This is a genomic window from Burkholderia sp. AU32262 (genome assembly GCF_020419985.1).
In the GTDB taxonomy this organism is placed as follows: domain Bacteria; phylum Pseudomonadota; class Gammaproteobacteria; order Burkholderiales; family Burkholderiaceae; genus Burkholderia; species Burkholderia semiarida.
The window spans coordinates 24042-43389 of the sequence record NZ_JAIZRS010000026.1 but is presented as its reverse complement, the minus strand read 5'-3'; the positions used below and the strand labels follow the sequence as shown (position 1 = coordinate 43389).

Genomic DNA, 19348 nt, shown 5'->3' with positions numbered 1-19348 from the left:
CGCCCGGGCCACCGGAATTCGGAATATACGCGACGAATCAAGGGAATAGCAACAAAAACCGCTTGATCGAACCCCAATTAAACCAATGCCTCGATCCGGTGCCGTTTTATTGGGGACGTATCGTTTTGGTGCAAAAAGAAGCGGCGCCCGCAGCGCCGCTCCTGGCCCGCCTTTCCGGCATTACTGCTGGATCGGCGGCGTGTTCTCGCGCACCTTTCTGGGGCGTCCGCGCGGCAACGGCGAGACGCGCCGGTTGGCGGTGCGCGCCGCCCACTCGCGGTAATTCTCGCCGCCGAGCACCCAGCCCTTCAGCGTCGCCTGCTGCAACTGGTCGGCCTGCCGCTCGTCGAGCGGCTGCTCGCACAGCTCCTTGTACGCGCGCTGGCGGTCGAACGGCGTGTTGCCGAGCGCCCAGTAGAGCGGATGGTCGGTGATCAGGCTGTCGACGGTGAGCCCGACGTGATGCCGGTAGCTCGACCAGCGATAGGCCTCGGGCGTCGCGACGAGCTGCGAACGCACCGGGCTCATCTCGACCACGCGGCTCGCGAGGAGGAAATAGCGCTCGCCTTCAATCACCGTCGCGCGATAGCGGCCTTCCCACAGGGTGCCGCGCCGCGAATAGCGCCGGTTGAAATGCGCGACGTAGCGACGGCCGACGGCCTGCATCGCCTTCGGCAGGCTGGCCTCGTCGCTGGGGGTCACGAGCAGTTGCACCTGGCGCGGCAGCAGCACGTAGGCATGCACCGACAGGTGATGATCGCGTGCGGCGGCCTTCAGGCAATCGATGAAGAGTTCGTAGTCCTGGTCGTCGACGAACGCGGGTTGCTGATCCAGGCCGCGCAGTATCACGTGCTGCGGCTGGTCGGGAACGTAGAGTCGTGCTAACCGTGCCATGCTGAATGTCCGTTTGAACGCGTTAGGAAATACCCGGAGGTCCGAAAATGCGCACCTGCGTAGAATGCCTGTCCTGTCAGGGCGCGGAAGCGTACGGTCGTGCGAATCCTAGGGTGAAAACTCTAACTTACGAGCTTGTTTGGTTTTAAACGCAGTCGTCATAATGAGCACGCCTTTGATCGGAGGAGACACAATGAAACGAAAACTGGCCATTACGGGGGCCGCAGCGCTCGCATTCACGTTAGCGGGCGGTCCGGCACACGCACAATCCGCAGGCGATTTCTACGTCAGCACCGGCTGGCTGCACCTTTCGCCGCAGGACAGCAGCGACCCGCTGTTCGTCTATGGCGTAGGCGGCACGCCCATCAACCAGTCGATTCCCAATACCGGCGCCGGCATCAACGACGCCGATACGCTCGGGCTCGCAGCTGGCTACTTCGTCACCGACCATATCTCCACCGAGCTCGTCATGGGGATACCGCCGAAGTTCGACATCACCGGCAAGGGTCAGTTCGAAAGATTCGGCGTGCTCGGCCGTGCGTACCAGTGGAGCCCCGCCGTACTGCTTCGCTACCACTTCAACGACGCCAACGCGAAGTTCCGTCCGTATGTCGGCATCGGCGCGACGTACGTCTGGTTCACCGGCGCGAAGATCACGAACGGCAGCTTCGAGAACGGCGTGCTCGGCGGCCCGACCAGCGCGACGACCAGCAACCAGTGGGCGCCCGTCTTCAACGCCGGCTTCACGTACAACTTCACGAAACACTGGTTCGCCGGCCTGTCGCTCTCGTACATCCCGGTCAGCGTGACCGCGACCTTCACGACGGCCCGCCGCACGCCGGTCGGCACGCTGACGGAAACGTCGAAGGCCCACATCTCGCTGAACCCGATCGTCACGTACCTGAACGTCGGCTATCGCTTCTAAGCGTAGTCGAATATTTGGGGAATGGTTAATCCTGCTGCAATTTGTAGCGGAATTTTCCTGGCGTAACGTCTCCACGATGCAAAACGCCCCGGCGGGCATCCCGCCAGGGCGTCGTTTTTTCGCGTCGGGCACGTTTCGGGCAAGGGTTTCACCGGGCACCGCCGCCGCCCCGGCCGTCAGACGACGTCGATGTCGTCCAGCGCATCGGGCGCGATCAGGTCGATACGGTCCGTGCAGACGGCATCGACGCCCCAGCGCGCAAGCTCGCGCGCCCGTTCGAGGTCGTTCACCGTGTAAACCAGGATGCGCAATCCGGCGCGCTTGATCGCGCGCACGAGCGGTTCGTCGAGCCGGGTGTGGTCTGCGTGCAACGATACGCAGTCGAGCGCGTCGATCACCTGCGCGCGCCAGTCGTCCGGCACGACTTCGTAGAGCATCCCGCGCGGCAGCGTGGGCGCGCTCGCGCGTGCCTGTCGCAGCGCGTCGAACGAGAACGACGACAGCAGCGGCGCCACGGCGGCGCCGCGCCAGTATGCGGCCGCGTCGGCCGCCACGCGTTGCCCGGTTTCGCGCTCGCGCCCCGGGCACGGCTTGATCTCGACGTTCGCGGCCAGCCCGTGCGCGATGCAGCGCGCCGCCGCCGCCTCGAGCGTCGGCATCCGCTCGCCCGCGAAGCGCGCATCGCGCCACGCGCCCGCGTCGAGCGCGGCCAGCGCCGCATAACGCATGCCTGCCGCCGCGCCATGGCCGTTCGACGTCCGGTCGACCGTGTCGTCGTGCAGCAGGAAGGTCACGTCGTCGGCCGACAGCTTCGCGTCGAACTCGACCATCCGGTGACCGCGCCGCGCGCCCTCGTCGAGCGCGGCCAGCGTGTTCTCCGGCGCGAGCGTGCCACCGCCGCGATGGGCGACGACGCGCGGATAGGGCCAGTCGGTACGGATCGTCATCGTCGGTCTCCGTCGGTCCAACGGTTTCAGCCGGCACGCCTGCCGGTCTCGGGATCGAAGAAATGCAGCCGGTGCGCGGGCAGCGCGGCCGCCAGCGCCGTGCCGCGCGCGGGGCGGTCCGCGTGCGGCAGGCGCACCGCGACGTCGTGATCGCCCCAGCGGCCGTGTGCGAGATTGTCCGCGCCGAGCAGTTCGCACGAATCGACCGGCAGCGTCGCGTGCGCCGCGCCCGGCTGCGGCGTCATGTGTTCGGGACGCACGCCGAGCACCCAGTCGCGCCCGGTGGCGATCTCGCTGCCGATGCCGGGCGCGCCGGCGACCGGCAAAGCCGGACCGCCGCCCGCGACGGTGAAGGTCGCGCCGTCTTCCGACAGCCGGCCATGCAGCAGGTTCATCGCGGGCGAGCCGATGAACCCCGCGACGAACACCGTCGCCGGCTTCTCGTACACGTCGACCGGCGCGCCGATCTGCTCCGCGTAGCCGCGGTTCATCACGATCACGCGCTGCGCGAGCGTCATCGCCTCGATCTGGTCGTGCGTCACGTACACGCTCGTCGTCGCGAGCCGCGCATGCAGCCGCTGGATCTCGAGCCGCATCTGCACGCGCAGCTTCGCGTCGAGGTTCGACAACGGCTCGTCGAACAGGAATACCGACGGCTCGCGCACGATCGCGCGCCCCATCGCGACGCGCTGCCGCTGGCCGCCCGACAGTTCGCGCGGCCGCCGCGCGAGCAGCGGCTCGAGCTCGAGGATCTTCGCGGCCGCGGCCACCCGCGAATCGATCGTCGCGCGCTCGATCCCGCGAATCTTCAGCCCGTAGCCCATGTTCTGCGCGACCGTCATGTGCGGGTACAGCGCATAGTTCTGGAACACCATCGCGATGTCGCGGTCCTTCGGCTCCAGCGCGTTGACGACCCGGTCGCCGATCGCGATCTCGCCGTCGGTCACGCTCTCGAGCCCCGCGATCATCCGCAGCAACGTCGACTTGCCGCAGCCCGACGGGCCGACCAGCACGATGAATTCGCCGTCGGCGATCTCCACGTCGATGCCGTGCAGCACGTGCTGCTTGCCGTCGTAGGATTTCCTGACGCCCTTCAAGCTCAGCGCAGCCATACCTGGTCCTTCTCCCGGTTACCGTCGGTCGTTCATTTCTCGGAATCGACGAGGCCGCGCACGAACCAGCGCTGCATCGCCAGCACGACGACGAGCGGCGGAACCATCGCCAGCAGCGTCGCCGCCATCACGTATTGCCATTCGGTCGCGGCGTCGCCGCTCGCGATCATCGTCTTGATGCCCACCACGGCCGTCGACAGCGACGCTTCCGTCGTGATCAGGATCGGCCACAGATACTGGTTCCAGCCGTAGATGAACGTGATCACGAACAGCGCCGCGATACTCGTCTTCGACAGCGGCAGCACGACGTCCCAGAAAAAGCGCAGCGGCCCCGCGCCGTCGATGCGCGCGGCATCCATCAGCTCGTCCGGCAGCGTCATGAAGAACTGGCGGAACAGGAACGTCGCGGTCGCCGATGCGATCAGCGGCAGCGTGAGCCCCGCGTAGGTGTTCGTCAGGTGCAGCGTCGACACGACCTGCACGGTCGGGAAGATCCGCACTTCCACCGGCAGCATCAGCGTGACGAAGATCAGCCAGAACGCCGTGTTGCGAAACGGAAAGCGGAAATAGACGATCGCGTACGCGGACAGGATCGACACCGCGATCTTGCCGACCGCGATCCCGAGCGCCATCGCGAAGCTGTTCACGAGCAGGCGGCCGAACGGCGCCGTCGTGCCGCCGCTGCCGTGCCCCCAGATGTACGCGACGTTCTCGAACAGGTGCGTGCTCGGCACGAGCGACAGCGGCACCGTGAACACTTCCTGCGCGTTCATCGTCGCCGCGCAGAACGCGACGTAGACAGGGAACACGATCAGCACGACGCCGGCGATCAGCACCGCGTGGCAGAACAGGTCGAAGCCCTTGCGATTTTCGATCATGCGTATTGCACCCTGCGTTCGACGAAGCGGAACTGGATCACCGTGAGCGCGACGACGATGATCATCAGCACGACCGACTGCGCGCCCGAGCTGCCGATGTCGAGCCCCTGGAAGCCCTCCGCGAAGATCTTGTAGATCAGCGTCTTGGTGCTCTGCGCCGGACCGCCGCCGGTGGCCGCGTCGATCACAGGGAACGTGTCGAAGAACGCGTAGACGAGGTTCACGACCAGCAGGAAGAAGCTCGTCGGCGACAGCAGCGGCAGCACGATGTTGAAGAAGCGCCGCACCGGCCCCGCGCCGTCGATCGCCGCCGCCTCGATCAGCGAGCGCGGGATCGCCTGCAGCCCCGCGTAGAAGAACAGGAAGTTGTAGCTCACCTGCTTCCACACCGACGCCAGCACGACGAGGAACATCGCCTGCTCGCCGTTCAGCGCGTGGTTCCAGACGATGCCGCGCTTCGCGAGCGCATAGGTGATCAGGCCGATGCTCGGGTTGAACAGGAACGCCCACAGCACGGCCGCGATCGTCGGCGCGACCGCGTACGGCCAGATCAGCAGCGTGCGGTACGCGCGCGCGCCGCGGATCACGCGGTCGGCGCAGGCGGCCAGCAGCAGCGACACGACGAGGCCGCTCACCGTGACGAGCGAACTGAACACGAGCGTCGTGCGGAACGAATCGAGATACAGCGGATCGGCGAACAGGTGCGTGAAGTTCGCGAGGCCGACGAATTCGCTCGACGTGCCGAACGCGTCCTGCATCTGCGTGGACTGCCACAGCGCGACGCCGGCCGGCCACAGAAAGAACACGGCGGTGATCGCGAGCTGCGGCGCGATCAGCAGGTACGGCACGGCGCTCGTACCGAAACGGGAACGGGATTGCATCGCGGATATCCGGTCAGGCGAAACGGAAGGGAAAACGCGCCGCCGGACGGCACGCGCTCACGCGCGGCGCCGCCGGCGGCACGACGCGATGCGTGCTCAGCCGCCCGACTTCTCGAAGCGGCGCAGCAGCTCGTCGCCGCGCGACGCGGCCGAATCGAGCGCGTCCTTCGGCGACTTCTTCTGCGCCCAGACCTGTTCGAACTCCTCGTCGACGATCGTGCGGATCTGCGGCATGTTGCCCAGCCGCAGTCCCTTCGTGTACGGCAGCGGCGGCTTGTTCAGCATCTGCTTGATCGCGGTTTCGGCGCTCGGGTTCTTCGCGTAGAAGCCCTGCTGGCGCGTCAGGTCGTATGCGGCGGTCGTGACCGGCAGGTAGCCCGTGTCCTGGTGCCACTTCGCGGCGACGGGCGGCGAAGCCAGGTACGCGAGGAATTTGGCCACACCCTTGTAGGTCGCCGGATCCTTGCCGGCCAGCACCCACAGGCTTGCGCCGCCGATGATCGCGTTCTGCGGTGCGCCCTTCACGTTCGCGTCGTACGGCATCATCCCCGTGCCGTAGCTGAACTTCGCGAACTTCTGCACGTTCGCGAGCGCGCCCGACGACGTCGTCAGGATCCCGCAGTCGCCGCTGTAGAACTTCGCCGACGCTTCGTCCTTGCGGCCCGCGTACGTGAACGTGCCGTCCTTCGCCATTTGCTGGAGAAACGAAAGATGCGCGACCTGCTGCGGCTTGTTGAACTCGAGCACGGCATCGGTGCCGTCGAAGCCGTTGTTGCGGCTCGCGAACGGCAGCCCGTGCCACGCGCTGTAGTTTTCGAGCTGGATCCAGCCCTGCCACCCGGTCGTGAAGCCGCACGCCATGCCCGACTTGCGCAGTTTCTCGGCGTCGGCCTTCACGTCGGCCCACGTCTTCGGCGGCTGGTTCGGGTCCAGCCCGGCCTTCTTGAACGCGTCCTTGTTGTAGTACAGCACCGGCGTCGAGCTGTTGAACGGCATCGAGACGAGGTGGCCCGTCTTCGCGTCGCTGTAGTAGCTCGCGATGGTCGGCACGAACGCCTTTTCGTCGAGCGTCACGCCGGCCTGCTTGAACACGTCGTACACCGGCACGACCGCCTTCTTCGCCTGCATCATCGTCGCCGTACCGACTTCGTAGACCTGGAGGATCGCCGGCGCGTTGCCGCTGCGATAGGCCGCGATGCCGGCCGCGAGCGCCTGGTCGTAAGTGCCCTTGAAGACCGGCACGATCTTGTAATCGCTTTGCGACGCGTTGAACTGGTCGGCGATCGCGTTGACCCGCTCGCCGAGCGCGGCCTCCATCGCATGCCAGAACTGGATTTCCGTCGCGGCGAGCGCGACGTGCTGCGCGCCGAACAGCAGCGCGCCGCCGAGCGCGATCGAACGAACCAGTGTCCCCGCAGGCTTCTTCTTCATCGACCTCTCCTATGAAAACGTTACCAACAGCGTGTGCAACATTCCCGTCGCCATTGAACCGGCGAAGTCTAGTGATCGTTTATGACAGTCAGTTGTCGTTGATGACGAACAGCCGCTGATATTCCTTCAGCGCGAAGCGGTCGGTCATGCCGGCGATGTAGTGCGCGACGAGACGCGGCTGCTGCGCCGCGTCGTCGGACTGATACGGCGGCGGCAGCAGGCGCGGATCGTCGATGAACGCGTCGAACAGCCCCGTGACGACGCGTTGCGCCTTGCTCGCCATGCGCATCACCTTGTAGTGGCGATACAGGTTCTTGAACAGGAAGCGCTTGAGGGCCGCCGCCTGCGCGGCGACCTCGGGGCTATGCGACACGAGCGGCGGCGCGGCGCGCACGTCGTCGAGCGACGCGGGCGCGACGCGGGCGAGATTGCGCGTGGTCTCGTCGATCAGGTCGACGATCAGCGTGTTGATGATGCGGCGCACCGTCTCGTGCACGAGACGGCGGCCTTCGAGGTGCGGGAATTCGGCGAGCGCCGCTTCGTAGTGGCGCTGCCACAGCTCGACTTCCGCGAGCTGCTCGATCGTGATCAGCCCCGAGCGCAGGCCGTCGTCGACGTCGTGGTTGTTGTAGGCGATCTCGTCGGCGATGTTCGCGAGCTGCGCCTCGAGCGATGGCTGGCGGCCCCGCAGGAAGCGCTCGCCGAGCGCGCCGAGCTTGCGCGCATTCTCGCGCGAGCAGTGCTTCAGGATGCCTTCGCGCGTCTCGAAGCACAGGTTCAGCCCGTTGAACGCGCCGTAGTGCTCCTCGAGCTCGTCGACCACGGCGAGGCTCTGCAGGTTGTGCTCGAAGCCGCCGTGCTCGCGCATGCACGCATTCAGCGCGTCCTGCCCGGCATGGCCGAACGGCGTATGGCCGAGATCGTGCGCGAGCGAGATCGCTTCGACGAGATCCTCGTTCAGTCGCAGGTTGCGTGCGACCGAGCGCGCGATCTGCGCGACTTCGAGGCTGTGCGTGAGGCGGGTGCGGAACAGGTCGCCTTCGTGATTGACGAAGACCTGGGTCTTGTATTCGAGCCGGCGAAACGCGGTCGAATGGACGATGCGGTCGCGATCGCGCTGGAACTCGGTGCGCGCCGCCGGCGGCGGTTCAGGATGGCGGCGGCCGCGCGACTGCGACGCGTGCGCGGCATACGGAGCGAGATGGGCTTCCAGCGCCGCGAGCGTCGGCGGCTCGGCCACCGGCGCGGCGGATGCGCGGCTGGCTTCGGGCAGTGTGCTGCTGGATGTCTCGCTCACGTCTCCTCCATGTCGGCGGCGCCGGCGAATCCGGGCGCCGTTAGCCGGTCGTCTGCGCCAGTGTAGCGAATACCGCTTCGTCCGGCGCCTGCGTGATCAACGTATCGCCGAATCGCTTCAGCAGGATGAACTTGATCGCGCCGGCCTCGGCCTTCTTGTCGACGCGCATCAGATCCATGTAGCGCGCGTCGCCGAGCGCGGGCCCGCGGGTCGGCAGGTGCGCGGCCGCGATCACCGCATCGAGACGTTGCCGCGACGCTTCGTCGAGGAGGCCGAGCCGCACCGACAGGTCGCCCGCCATCACCATCCCGCAGCCGACCGCCTCGCCGTGCAGCCATTCGCCGTAGCCGAGCCCGGCCTCGATCGCATGGCCGAACGTGTGGCCGAAGTTCAGGATCGCGCGCAGGCCGCCTTCGCGCTCGTCGGCCGCGACGACGCTCGCCTTGATCTCGCATGAACGCTTCACCGCATGCGCGAGCGCCGCGGGTTCGCGACGGTTCAGCGCATCGACGTTCGCCTCGATCCAGTCGAAGAACTCGGCATCGGCGATCGCGCCCGTCTTGATGACTTCGGCGACGCCGGCCGCCAGTTCGCGATCGGGCAGCGTCGTCAGCGCGCCGATGTCCGCGATCACGGCCTGCGGCTGGTAGAACGCGCCGATCATGTTCTTGCCGAGCGGATGGTTGATGCCCGTCTTGCCGCCGACCGACGAATCGACCTGCGACAGCAGCGTCGTCGGCACCTGGATGAACGGCACGCCGCGCATGTAGCACGCGGCGGCAAAGCCGGTCATGTCGCCGACCACGCCGCCGCCGAGCGCGACGAGCGTCGTCCTGCGATCGGCGTGATCCGTCAGCAGGCCGTCGAAGATCAGGTTCAGCGTTTCCCAGTTCTTGTACGCCTCGCCGTCCGGCAGCACGACCGTCGACACGCGCTTGCCGAGCGGCGCGAGCGCCGCGCGCAGCGCGTCGCCGTAGAGCGGATCGACCGTCGTGTTCGTGACGATCGTGACGGACGAACCCTTGATGTGAGGCGAGAACAGCTCGGTGCGGCCGATCAGGCCGGCGCCAATATGAATCGGATAGGCGCGGTCGCCCAGATCGACGTTGACAGTAATCATGCTTGTAGCGGCTTGGCGATGACGCCGGCCAGTTCGAGTTGCATCAGCACCATGTTGACGAGGCCGTTGACCGACGGGCGGCCGGTCTCGATGACGAAATCCGCGCATTCGCGGTACAGCGGGTCGCGCACTTCATACAGCGCTTCGAGACGCCCCTTCGGATCTTCCGTCTGCAACAGCGGGCGGTTCTTGTCCTTGCGCGTGCGCAGCCACAGATCGTGCGGATTGGCGCGCAGGTAGACGACGATGCCGTGGCTTTTCAGGCTGTCGCGATTTTCCGGGCGCAGCACCGCGCCGCCGCCCGTGGCGAGCACGATGTTCTCGCGCTGCGTGAGATCGGCGATCACCTGCGTTTCACGATCGCGAAACCCGGCCTCGCCCTCCAGCTCGAAGATCACCGGAATGCGCGCGCCCGTACGGGCCTCGATTTCGTGGTCGGAGTCGAAGAACGTCCTGTCGAGACGACGCGCGACCGCACGGCCCACGGTGGTCTTACCCGCTCCCATAAGGCCGACGAAAAATACGTTTGCATGTGGGTCCCGCGCTTGCAACGGCTTCCTCTGCTTCAATCTTGCTGGTGTGTGGCGCAGCTTACTGGCAAAGCGGCTGCCTTGTCGAGCCTGCGCCGGCGGCTTCCGGCCCCGTTTTTTCGGCATCCGCGCCGCCCGCGCCGGGTGCGCCGCAACGCGCGTCGACGACGGTCGGCGTGATGAAGACGACCAGTTCGTGGCGCTGGTCGCGCTGCGCGCGGTGCCGGAAAAGCGCGCCCAGAAGCGGTATTTTGCCCAAGAGCGGCACCCGCGTCACATCGTTCCGGTTCAGTTGCTCGTAGATGCCGCCGATCGCGACCGTCCCGCCATTCTCGACTTCGACGCGCGTCTGCACGTGCTTCGTATGGATCGCGGGGCCCGCCGCGGTCGGCTCCCCGACGCTGTCCTTCGTCACGTCGAGATCGAGCACCACGCGCCCATCCGGCGTGATCTGCGGCTCGACCTCCAGCTTGAGCGTCGCGCGGCGGAACTGCACGCCGCTCATGCCATTACCGACCTTCGCCTGGTACGGGAGCTCGGAACCCTGCTCGACGATGGCCTTGACGCGGTCGGCCGTCACCACCCGCGGACGCGAAACGATCTGGCCCCGGCCCTGCGCCTCCAGCGCGCTCAGCTCGATGTCGAGTACGCGGCTGAGCGGCGCGGCGAACAGCGTGAAGCCGGCGGTGGCCGCGTCGAAGCCGCCGAGCGGCCGCGCGGCGAGATCGAGCGCGTTGCGCGTGTCCGCCGTGAAAGGCATGCCGTCGGCCGGCGACGGCCGCCCCTGCGCACGCAGCGCGACACGCGCGCCGAGGCTGCGCGAGAAACCGTGCTCGCCTTCGACGATGCGGGCCTCGATCCGGACCTGCCGCGACGGTCGGTCGATCGCATCGATCAGGCCGGCGATCTGCGCGATGCGCGGCGCGAGATCGGTCACGAACAGCAGGTTCGTGCGCGGATCGGCCGCCGCGGCGCCGCGCTTCGACAGCAGGCGTTGGCCGGTCGCGCCGGCCAGCAGCCGTTGCACGTCCTGCGCGCGCGGATAGTGCAGCACGAACGTACGGCTCGCGAGCGGCTCCAGATCGGCGGCCCGCGCGTGCATATCGAAGCGCTCGCGTTCGCGCGCAGCCAGCTCGGCTGCCGGGGTGACCCAGATCACGTTGCCGCGCCGGGACATCGCGAGCCCGTGCGTGTCGAGCAGCGTATCGAACGCGTCGCGCCAGCCGACATTGTTCAGACGTAACGTCACGGTGCCCCGCACCTGCTCGCCGACGACGATGTTGAGCCCCGTGAACCGCGCGATCGCGTCGAACGCAGCCGCGAGCCCGACGCCCTGCAGATTCAGCGAGATCCGCCGTGCGTCGTCCGCATCGCCCGGTTGCCGGGCCGCGGCGTCGCTCATCCGGGCTGGCGGCGCCAGCGGGATCGGCGGTCCCTCCAGCGCGGGGCCCGGTGCAGCGGTTTCCGTCTGCAGCGCCGCACGCGCCGCCTGTTCCAACGGCGGCGGGCCGGCGTCCTGCGCGACCGCGCCGTCCATGCCGTCAGCCACCTGCGGCGGCAAGCCCGGCACCGGCACATCCGTCGATCCGGCAGGCCACACCGCCGGCAGCGGCGGCAACGACGCGCTTGCGCCGGCCGCCATCATTCCGGCCCAGATGGCAAGCGCCCCACAACGGTACTTCGTCACGGCCGGCCTCCGTCGTCCAGGACGAGCCGCTGCGATCCGTCCGCCGTCGCGAGCATCACGGCCGCGCGCTCGACGCGCACCACGCGCGCGGCCCCCAACACCTCGCCCGGCGCAACGGTCGTGAACGTGCCGTCGCCGTCGTCGAACAAAGCGAGACCGGCACGCGCATCGCGAATCGTGCCGGCAAGGCGCGCGGCGTGCCCCGCCGCCTCGGCCAGGCCAGCCTCGCCGAACGGATCGGCGCCGGGCGCAACGGCGCGAACCGGCGTGTTGCCGTCCGCGGCCGATGTCGCCGGCAGCGCCGGAAACACGTCGATGGACATGTCCACCCGCTCCGCCGACACGCCACGCTCGATACGCAGCGCCGACGGAACGGCCAGCACCGGAAAGCGCGCCAGCCCGCCAACCAGATGCAGCAGCGCACTGAAACCGCCATCCGCGGCGATATGCACGGTGCGCCTGCCGTCCGGTGCCGCGCCATCGGCGCGCTGCGGTTCGATCGACACGCCGTGCAGCCCGCTGGACGCGGCCAGATCGGCCAGTTCCAGCATCAGCGCGGCCCACTCCGGCGCCGGCGGCAAACGATCGTCGCGCGTCGACGCATGATGCCCGTCGCGCCGTTGTGCGGCGGATGCAAGCATGCGTTGCGCGTCGGCCGCACGCGCCTGCGCCGCGGCAAGCAACGCGCGACTACGGGCAACCCCGCTCCAGTCGGCCGCATTTACCAGATGAATGCCGCCCGCCAGCACGGCCGCGAATACCAGCACGCAACCGGCGGCATGCACGGCCGCCGGCGACATGCGCGACACGCGGCCCGGCGCGGCGCCTTCGAGCGGTACCGGCCGATGCACGAGCGCCGTCATGCGTCGCCTCCCGATACCTTTCGCGACGACGTCGCGTCGTGCCAGCGCAACTGCACGGAGAACCGAAAAGACATCCCGGCCGCCGAAGCCGGCCCATCCGACGCCGGCTTCAACGTGTCTATATCGATCCGCCAGTCGCGCTGCTCGCGCGCCATCGCAGCGAGCCACCGCGCAGCCGCCCGGTAACTCGCGGCGCGCGCATCGAGCACGGCGCCGGTGGACGTCATGCGCAGCGCGTCGAGCCGGACATGATCGGCACGCACCTGCTTCAGGGTCGTCAGCAACCCCGCCACGCGCCGGTAGGGCGCGGCCAGCGCCGCCGCCTGCGCGTCGCGCCGCGCGACGGCGGCGGCGGCATGGGCGGCGCGCGTCGCGGCAGCCACCTGTGGCTGCAACTGCCGCAGCCGCGCCTCCACGCCGGCGCGCTCGGCGTCCACGCGCCACCGCGACAGCACGGCAGCGCCCGTCCACAGCCCGGCGCCGAGCACGCCGAGCAGCATCGCCACACTGAACTGCGCGGCCCGGCGGCGCCGCAACGCCTGCGCCAACCGCTCGCGGTACGGCAGCAGATTGAAGTCGCCGAGTACCGCCTGTACCGCCTGTACCGCCTGCCCGGCCGCACCCCCCGCGCCCTCGTTTGCCGCCACGTGACCGGCCATCATTCCCACACCCCGCGCAACGCCAGCCCGAACGCGACGGCAAACGCCGGGCCGCCCCGCACGCCGGCGCGCACGCACGGCTGCCCGTCCCAACCCGTGCAGTCGAACGGAACCACAGCCGTGCCGAGCACATCGCCAATCTCTGCGACGGACGTATCGAAGCGGGCGATACATCGCTCGTCCCCGGCGACGAGTACGCAATGGACGGCCCCGAACGAGCGCCGGCGCAACGCGTCGGGAAGCGCTTCCGGCAACGTGCCGGACAGCGTCAGCACCGGGATGGCCGACGGGCCCTCGATCCGCCAGCCGCGCACGCCTGCGTCGCAGAACCACAGCACGGCATAGGCGCGCTGCGCATCGGGTTCGAACTGCGCGGCATAGCGCAACGCACGCAGCACGGCGGCCGACTCGCCGTCGATCACCGTCAGGTCGATACCGGCCTGCGCGGCCACGTCGATCCGCCGCTCGAGCAGCGCCAGCGGCGCCACCGCCACCGCGATCTCGCCGGACCGCACGCCGCCGTAGTGCCGCCAGTCGAACGCGAGACTGTCCGGCGCCAGCCCCGAGAGGCGTTCGGCGGCCTGCCGCGCGGCGTCCGCGATGTCGCCGCGCCCGGCCAGATCGAGCGTCGCGGTGCGCATCTCGTTATCGTGCAGCGCCATCACGCCGCGCGCGTCGCACCGCACATCGGACGCCGACAGCCGCGACACGGCCGCCGCCAGCGATCGCGCGACCGCTGCCCAGCGCGCGTCTTCCGGCCCATCCGCCAGCCCGACCGGTTCCCGCTCGAGCCCCTCGACGCACACCTCCGTGCCCCTGCCGCGCCCGCTGACCACGGCGACCCTCACCTCATGCGCGCCGACGTCGATTCCCGTCGACCGGTGCCTGCCCTGTACAAACCGCGCCCCCCATCGTCCTGCCATCCCAGCCTCCCGAGATCGTCGCGGCCCACGCCGCGTTTCCGAGACCTGATTCTGCAAAGCGGCGCGCGCCGCCGACAGTCGGCCAAACGGCCAGAATGGGTTCGCGGCGGCCGTGCACGGACTATGCTGACGGCACGCCGATCCGCGGCTTTCCGACGGGCGGCCCCCGCGTCAGGGCCGGTCTTACCGGGCAGCTATAATCGCGGGACTGTTTTCCGGTATGCCTATGCAATCCACGACTCCTACGTCCCCGCCTCCCGCTCCGGAGCCGAAGAAGCGGCCCTGGTGGCTCAAAGTCCTGCTCGGCTTCGCCGCGATGTGCGTGGCCCTCGTCGTGGCCGGCGGCCTCGTGCTCGGCTACGCGCTCGTCGTGGCCTGGCCGAACATGCCGTCGCTCGACGCGCTGACCGACTACCGCCCGAAGGTGCCGCTGCGCATCTATACGTCCGATCACGTGCTGATCGGCGAATTCGGCGAGGAGCGCCGCGACGTCGTCCATTTCAAGGACGTGCCCGACTCGCTGAAGAAGGCGATCCTCGCGATCGAGGACGCGCGCTTCTACGATCACGGCGGCGTCGACCTCACCGGCATCATCCGCGCCGGCTTCGTCGCGCTGACGAACGGCCACGCGTCGCAGGGCGCGAGCACGATCACGATGCAGGTCGCGCGCAACTTCTTCCTGTCGAGCGAGAAGACCTACACGCGCAAGATCTACGAGATGCTGCTCGCGTACCGGATCGAGCGCGCGCTGACGAAGGATCAGATTCTCGAGGTCTACATGAATCAGATCTATCTCGGCCAGCGCGCGTACGGCTTCGCGAGCGCCGCGCGGGTCTATTTCGGCAAGGACCTGAAGGACATCACGCTCGCGGAAGCCGCGATGCTCGCGGGGCTGCCGAAGGCGCCGTCCGCGTACAACCCGGTCGTCAACCCGAAGCGCGCGAAGGTGCGCCAGGAATACATCCTCCAGCGGATGCTCGAGCTGAACTTCATCACGCGAGAGCAGTACGACGAAGCCTCCGCGCAGCCGCTCGTCGTCAAGGGGCCGGGCCGCGATTTCAGCGTGCACGCCGAGTACGTCGCCGAAATGGTCAGACAGATGATGTACGCGCAGTATCGCGAGGAAACCTATACGCGCGGCTTCAACGTCGTCACGACGATCGATTCCGCGGACCAGCAGGTCGCATACACCGCGCTGCGCAAGGGCATCATGGATTACGAGCGCCGCCACGGCTATCGCGGGCCGGAGGGCTTCATCGAGCTGCCGGCCGGTGCCGACGATCGTGAACAGGCGATCGACGACGCGCTGCTCGAGCACCCCGACAACGGCGAGCTGATCGCCGCGGTCGTGACGGCCGCGAGCCCGCGCCAGATCACGGTCGCGTTCATCGACGGCAGCAATGCGACGATCGACGGCGACAACCTGCGCTTCGCGTCGAGCGCGCTGTCCGCCAACGCGCAGCCGAACCGCCGCATCCGCCCCGGCGCGATCGTCCGCGTGGTGAAGAGCGATGCCGGCAAGTGGTCGATCACGCAGTTGCCGCAGGTCGAAGGCGCGTTCCTGTCGATCGTCCCGCAGGACGGGGCGATCCGCTCGCTCGTCGGCGGCTTCGACTACAACAAGAACAAGTTCAACCACGTCACGCAGGCGTGGCGGCAGCCCGGTTCGTCGTTCAAGCCGTTCATCTACTCCGCGTCGCTCGACAAGGGCCTCGGGCCGGCCACCGTGATCAACGACGGCCCGCTGTATTTCAGCGCCGCGGAAACGGGCGGCCAGCCGTGGGAGCCGAAGAACTACGGCGGCGGCTTCGAGGGCCCGATGTCGATGCGCACCGCGCTGCAGCGCTCGCGCAACCTCGTGTCGATCCGGATCCTGAACCACATCGGCACGAAATACGCGCAGCAATACATCACGCGCTTCGGCTTCGACGCCGAGCGCCATCCGGCCTACCTGCCGATGGCGCTCGGCGCCGGCCAGGTCACGCCGCTGCAGATGGCCGGCGCGTACTCGGTCTTCGCGAACGGCGGCTACCGCGTCAATCCGTACCTGATCGCCGAGGTCACCGATCAGAACGGCGCGATCGTCGCGCGCGCGCAGCCGCTCGTCGCCGAGCAGAATGCGCCGCGCGCGATCGATGCGCGCAACGCCTACGTGATGAACAGCCTGCTGCAGAGCGTCGCGCAGCGCGGCACGGGCGCGCGGACCAACGTGCTGAAGCGCACCGATCTCGCGGGCAAGACCGGCACGACGAACGACTCGCACGACGCGTGGTTCGCCGGCTACCAGCACACGCTCGCCGCGATCGCATGGATCGGCTACGACAATCCGCGCAGCCTCGGCGATCGCGAAACCGGCGGCGGCCTGTCGCTGCCGGTCTGGATCGACTACATGGGTGCGGCGCTGAAGGGTGTGCCGGAGTTCAAGCCGACGGTGCCTGAAGGCGTGGAGTCGCTCGGCGGCGAACTGTACTTCACCGAGTTCACGCCCGGTCACGGCTTCGTGTCGACGGTCGGCGTGCCGCAGGCGCCGGCCGCGCAGGACGTCGACGAAGCGGTGCCGCACGTCGACGAACAGGAAAAGCAGGACATCATGAACCTGTTCCGCGGCCACTGACGCGCGGCCGCACCCATGAAAAAAGCGCCCGCGGGCGCTTTTTCTTTTGGTACGACGCTCGGAGCGCAGCGCCCCGGCCGTCACGCGCTGAACGTGATCGGCAGGCCGGCCTGCTGGGTCGCGTATTCGCTGAGCGCCGAGAAGAACTCGGTGCCCGTGCGCGTATCGCGCCACGCGCCGTCGACGAAACGGTAGTGAAATCCGCCCGCCTTCGCCGCGATCCACACTTCCTTCATCGGCGGCTGCAGGTTGACGATGATCTTCGAGCCGTTCTCGAACGTCAGCGTCAGCACGCTGCCGTTGCGCTCCAGATCGATGTCGTGATCGCCGTCGTTCGCGACGTCCACGGTACGCTCGACGGCCGCCAGCACGGCCTCGGCACGGGCCAGGTATTCAGTATCGGACATGCTAAACTCTATCGGTTAAATTGTTCAGGGACGATCATGCGAGTCGTTTTCCGGATGAGCGCGATTGTAGCGGCTTTGGCGATTCTTGCCGGCTGCGGTCAAAGCGGCGCGCTCTATCTGCCCACCGTGCCTCCGATGCCCAAGCCGATCCAGCAGCAGAACACGCCGCCGTCGGATGTGAAACCGACCGACGAAAACGCGTCGTCCGATGAGACGCCCGATACGTCCGGCTCGCCGCTCACGCTGTCGCCCGAGTTGTCGAGCAGCGCATCGACCATGCCAGCCCCGGCATCGGGCCCGGCCGCCACGAAGTAACGACGCGATGCCGCCCGCGCGGCGCTCGCAACAAGGCGATGACTTCCCGGTCATCGCCTTTTGTTTTTCCGGGCCGCACCATCACGCACGCACGCGCCGCCATCCCCACGCAACCAGCCGCCAGCCGAGCAGCACGGCGACGATCGCCGCGTAGAGCTTCGGCTGCGCGAGATCGTGCTTGCCGGCACGCATCCACCAGAAATGCAGCACGCCGAACAGCGCGATCGCGTAGATCGCTTTGTGCAGCGTCGCCCAATGGCGACCGAGCCGGCGCACCATCGCGCGCGGCGACGTCGCGGCGAGCGGAATCAGCAGCACGAACGCCGCGAAGCCGACCGTGATGAACGGGCGCTTGCCGACGTCCTTGAGGATCTCGACGACGTCGAACCACTTGTCGAACCACAGGTAGGTCGTGAAATGCAGCGTCGCGTAAAAGAACGCGAACAGCCCGATCATCCGGCGAAAGCGCAGCAGCGGTGCGAAGCCCGTCATGCGCCTCAGCGGCGTGACGGCAAGCGTGATGCACAACAGGACGAGCGTCCACAAGCCCGTCGAGCGCGTGATGAACTCGAGCGGGTTCGCGCCGAGCCGGTCGGTCAGCCCGAGCAGCACGAGGCGCGCGAGCGGATAGAGGCCGGCCGCGAACACCAGCACCTTGGCCGGTGCGAGCCAGCGCGACGCGGCGGGACGGACCGCGCCGGCCCGCGCCGTGCGTGCATCGGGCCCGGCGCTTGCCGCACGCGCGGGCGTGAGCGTCGAAGGAGGCATGTCGTTTCTCACCGTCGCACTCAGAAGTTCTTCTTCAGGTCCATGCCCTGATACATCGACGCGACCAGGTCGCCGTAGCCGTTGAACATCAGCGTCTTGCGCTTCGGCGTGAAGAAACCGTCCTCGCCGATGCGCCGCTCGGTCGCCTGGCTCCAGCGCGGATGATCGACGTTCGGGTTCACGTTCGAATAAAAGCCGTACTCGTTCGCGGCATACGTGTTCCAGCTCGTCTTCGGCTGCTTGTCGACGAAGCGGATCTTCACGAGCGATTTCGCGCTCTTGAACCCGTACTTCCACGGCACGACGATTCGCACCGGCGCACCGTTCTGGTTCGGCAACACCTGCCCGTAGACGCCCATCGTCAGCAGCGTCAGCGGATTCATCGCCTCGTCCATGCGCAGCCCTTCCGAGTACGGCCAGTCGAGCACGGGCGTCGACAGGCCCGGCATCTGCGACGGATCGGCCAGCGTGACGAACTGCACGTATTTCGCGTTGCCCGTCGGCTGCACGCGCTTGATCAGCTCGGACAGCGGCACGCCGATCCACGGGATCACCATCGACCAGCCCTCGACGCAGCGCAGCCGGTACACGCGCTCCTCGAGCGGCGCGAGCTTCAACAACTCGTCGAGATCGAATACCTTCGGATGCTGCACCTCGCCCTCGACACTCACACGCCACGGACGCGGCCGCAGCGTGCCCGCGTTCTGCGCCGGGTCGCTCTTGTCGGTGCCGAATTCGTAGAAGTTGTTGTAGGACGTGATGTCCTTGAACGGCGTGACCTTGTCGATCGCGACGAATTTCGGGTTCGTTTTTGCCGCGAGCTTCGCCGCCCGCGCGTCGGGGGACGCATACGCGGCAAGCGCCGCGCCGCTCGCGCCGAACAGGCCGCCGGCGGCCGCGAATCCGGCCGCCTGCAATACGCGCCGCCGGTTCTCGAATGCCGCGCGCGGCGTGATCTCGCTCGGCGCGATGTCCGCGCCGGTCAGTACGTTACGCAAAGGGCGTTTGATCCACATCGTCCAGTTCCTCCCGCATGCGCGGCGCGCATGCTTCATCAGCGTTCGACCCGGCCCGTCGCGCGCCGTTCGACGCCTCGA

Annotated in this window: 19 protein-coding genes; 3 read left to right on the top strand and 16 right to left on the bottom strand. The window is 67.9% G+C overall.

Annotation, left to right across the window (positions count from 1 at the left end; translation table 11 throughout):
* Positions 1 to 180: 180 nt before the first annotated feature.
* Positions 181 to 894 (bottom strand): transposase, encoded by a 714-nt coding sequence (locus LGN10_RS26600; protein ID WP_027783329.1) that lies wholly within the window; start codon positions 892 to 894, stop codon positions 181 to 183.
* 193 nt (positions 895 to 1087) lie between these two features.
* Here LGN10_RS26600 and LGN10_RS26595 point away from each other — a divergent pair, with 193 nt between their 5' ends.
* On the top strand, positions 1088 to 1819 hold the full coding sequence (locus LGN10_RS26595) for an OmpW/AlkL family protein (RefSeq protein ID WP_059577302.1): 732 nt from the start codon (positions 1088 to 1090) through the stop codon (positions 1817 to 1819).
* A 176-nt stretch (positions 1820 to 1995) separates the two neighbouring features.
* On the opposite strand, the gene ugpQ is transcribed toward LGN10_RS26595, so the two are convergent.
* The 12 genes from ugpQ to LGN10_RS26535 all read right to left on the bottom strand — a co-directional run bounded on the left by ugpQ (position 1996) and on the right by LGN10_RS26535 (position 14147).
* The gene (ugpQ, locus tag LGN10_RS26590) at positions 1996 to 2766 is read right to left on the bottom strand and encodes a glycerophosphodiester phosphodiesterase (protein ID WP_060315522.1); all 771 of its coding nucleotides are present in this window, start codon (positions 2764 to 2766) and stop codon (positions 1996 to 1998) included.
* A 26-nt stretch (positions 2767 to 2792) separates the two neighbouring features.
* Positions 2793 to 3878 carry a sn-glycerol-3-phosphate import ATP-binding protein UgpC gene (locus LGN10_RS26585; protein ID WP_059640200.1) on the bottom strand — a complete coding sequence of 362 codons (1086 nt, stop codon included), beginning with the start codon at positions 3876 to 3878 and terminating at the stop codon, positions 2793 to 2795.
* Positions 3879 to 3910: 32 nt separating this feature from the next.
* The gene (gene ugpE / locus LGN10_RS26580) at positions 3911 to 4756 is read right to left on the bottom strand and encodes a sn-glycerol-3-phosphate ABC transporter permease UgpE (protein ID WP_059577311.1); all 846 of its coding nucleotides are present in this window, start codon (positions 4754 to 4756) and stop codon (positions 3911 to 3913) included.
* Positions 4753 to 5637 carry a sn-glycerol-3-phosphate ABC transporter permease UgpA gene (ugpA, locus tag LGN10_RS26575; RefSeq protein ID WP_226225555.1) on the bottom strand — a complete coding sequence of 295 codons (885 nt, stop codon included), beginning with the start codon at positions 5635 to 5637 and terminating at the stop codon, positions 4753 to 4755. Before ugpA ends, ugpE begins: the two co-directional genes overlap by 4 nt.
* A gap of 96 nt (positions 5638 to 5733) precedes the next feature.
* Entirely contained in the window at positions 5734 to 7068 is a 1335-nt protein-coding gene (gene ugpB, locus LGN10_RS26570; RefSeq protein ID WP_059577316.1) for a sn-glycerol-3-phosphate ABC transporter substrate-binding protein UgpB, read from the bottom strand.
* 88 nt (positions 7069 to 7156) lie between these two features.
* Entirely contained in the window at positions 7157 to 8365 is a 1209-nt protein-coding gene (locus LGN10_RS26565; RefSeq protein WP_413227164.1) for a deoxyguanosinetriphosphate triphosphohydrolase, read from the bottom strand.
* Between the two features lie 40 nt (positions 8366 to 8405).
* Positions 8406 to 9485 carry a 3-dehydroquinate synthase gene (gene aroB / locus LGN10_RS26560; protein ID WP_226225554.1) on the bottom strand — a complete coding sequence of 360 codons (1080 nt, stop codon included), beginning with the start codon at positions 9483 to 9485 and terminating at the stop codon, positions 8406 to 8408.
* Positions 9482 to 10036 carry a shikimate kinase AroK gene (aroK, locus tag LGN10_RS26555; protein ID WP_059577324.1) on the bottom strand — a complete coding sequence of 185 codons (555 nt, stop codon included), beginning with the start codon at positions 10034 to 10036 and terminating at the stop codon, positions 9482 to 9484. The genes aroB and aroK overlap by 4 nt, the downstream gene beginning before the upstream one ends.
* A 40-nt stretch (positions 10037 to 10076) precedes the next feature.
* Complete coding sequence (gene pilQ / locus LGN10_RS26550; RefSeq protein ID WP_124658853.1) at positions 10077 to 11702, bottom strand: type IV pilus secretin PilQ; 1626 nt, start codon at positions 11700 to 11702, stop codon at positions 10077 to 10079.
* Positions 11699 to 12565 carry a pilus assembly protein gene (locus LGN10_RS26545; protein WP_226225552.1) on the bottom strand — a complete coding sequence of 289 codons (867 nt, stop codon included), beginning with the start codon at positions 12563 to 12565 and terminating at the stop codon, positions 11699 to 11701. The genes pilQ and LGN10_RS26545 overlap by 4 nt, the downstream gene beginning before the upstream one ends.
* Complete coding sequence (locus LGN10_RS26540; RefSeq protein WP_226225575.1) at positions 12562 to 13224, bottom strand: fimbrial protein; 663 nt, start codon at positions 13222 to 13224, stop codon at positions 12562 to 12564. Before LGN10_RS26540 ends, LGN10_RS26545 begins: the two co-directional genes overlap by 4 nt.
* A complete protein-coding gene (locus tag LGN10_RS26535) occupies positions 13224 to 14147 on the bottom strand; it encodes a competence protein ComA (RefSeq protein WP_226225574.1) in 924 nt (307 codons plus the stop codon). The genes LGN10_RS26540 and LGN10_RS26535 overlap by 1 nt, the downstream gene beginning before the upstream one ends.
* Before the next feature lie 220 nt (positions 14148 to 14367).
* Between LGN10_RS26535 and LGN10_RS26530 the strand changes: the two genes are divergently transcribed.
* Positions 14368 to 16761 carry a penicillin-binding protein 1A gene (locus LGN10_RS26530; protein ID WP_059640220.1) on the top strand — a complete coding sequence of 798 codons (2394 nt, stop codon included), beginning with the start codon at positions 14368 to 14370 and terminating at the stop codon, positions 16759 to 16761.
* Positions 16762 to 16841: 80 nt separating this feature from the next.
* On the opposite strand, the gene cyaY is transcribed toward LGN10_RS26530, so the two are convergent.
* Entirely contained in the window at positions 16842 to 17168 is a 327-nt protein-coding gene (cyaY, locus tag LGN10_RS26525) for an iron donor protein CyaY (protein ID WP_226225551.1), read from the bottom strand.
* Between the two features lie 36 nt (positions 17169 to 17204).
* On the opposite strand from cyaY, the gene lptM reads away from it, so the two are divergent.
* The gene (gene lptM / locus LGN10_RS26520) at positions 17205 to 17483 is read left to right on the top strand and encodes an LPS translocon maturation chaperone LptM (RefSeq protein ID WP_081066463.1); all 279 of its coding nucleotides are present in this window, start codon (positions 17205 to 17207) and stop codon (positions 17481 to 17483) included.
* An 81-nt stretch (positions 17484 to 17564) separates the two neighbouring features.
* Here lptM and msrQ read toward each other — a convergent pair whose 3' ends face one another.
* Together msrQ and msrP are read right to left on the bottom strand one after the other, a co-directional pair.
* Complete coding sequence (gene msrQ, locus LGN10_RS26515; protein ID WP_059577342.1) at positions 17565 to 18251, bottom strand: protein-methionine-sulfoxide reductase heme-binding subunit MsrQ; 687 nt, start codon at positions 18249 to 18251, stop codon at positions 17565 to 17567.
* Between the two features lie 20 nt (positions 18252 to 18271).
* Entirely contained in the window at positions 18272 to 19267 is a 996-nt protein-coding gene (gene msrP / locus LGN10_RS26510) for a protein-methionine-sulfoxide reductase catalytic subunit MsrP (RefSeq protein ID WP_226225550.1), read from the bottom strand.
* Positions 19268 to 19348: the final 81 nt, after the last annotated feature.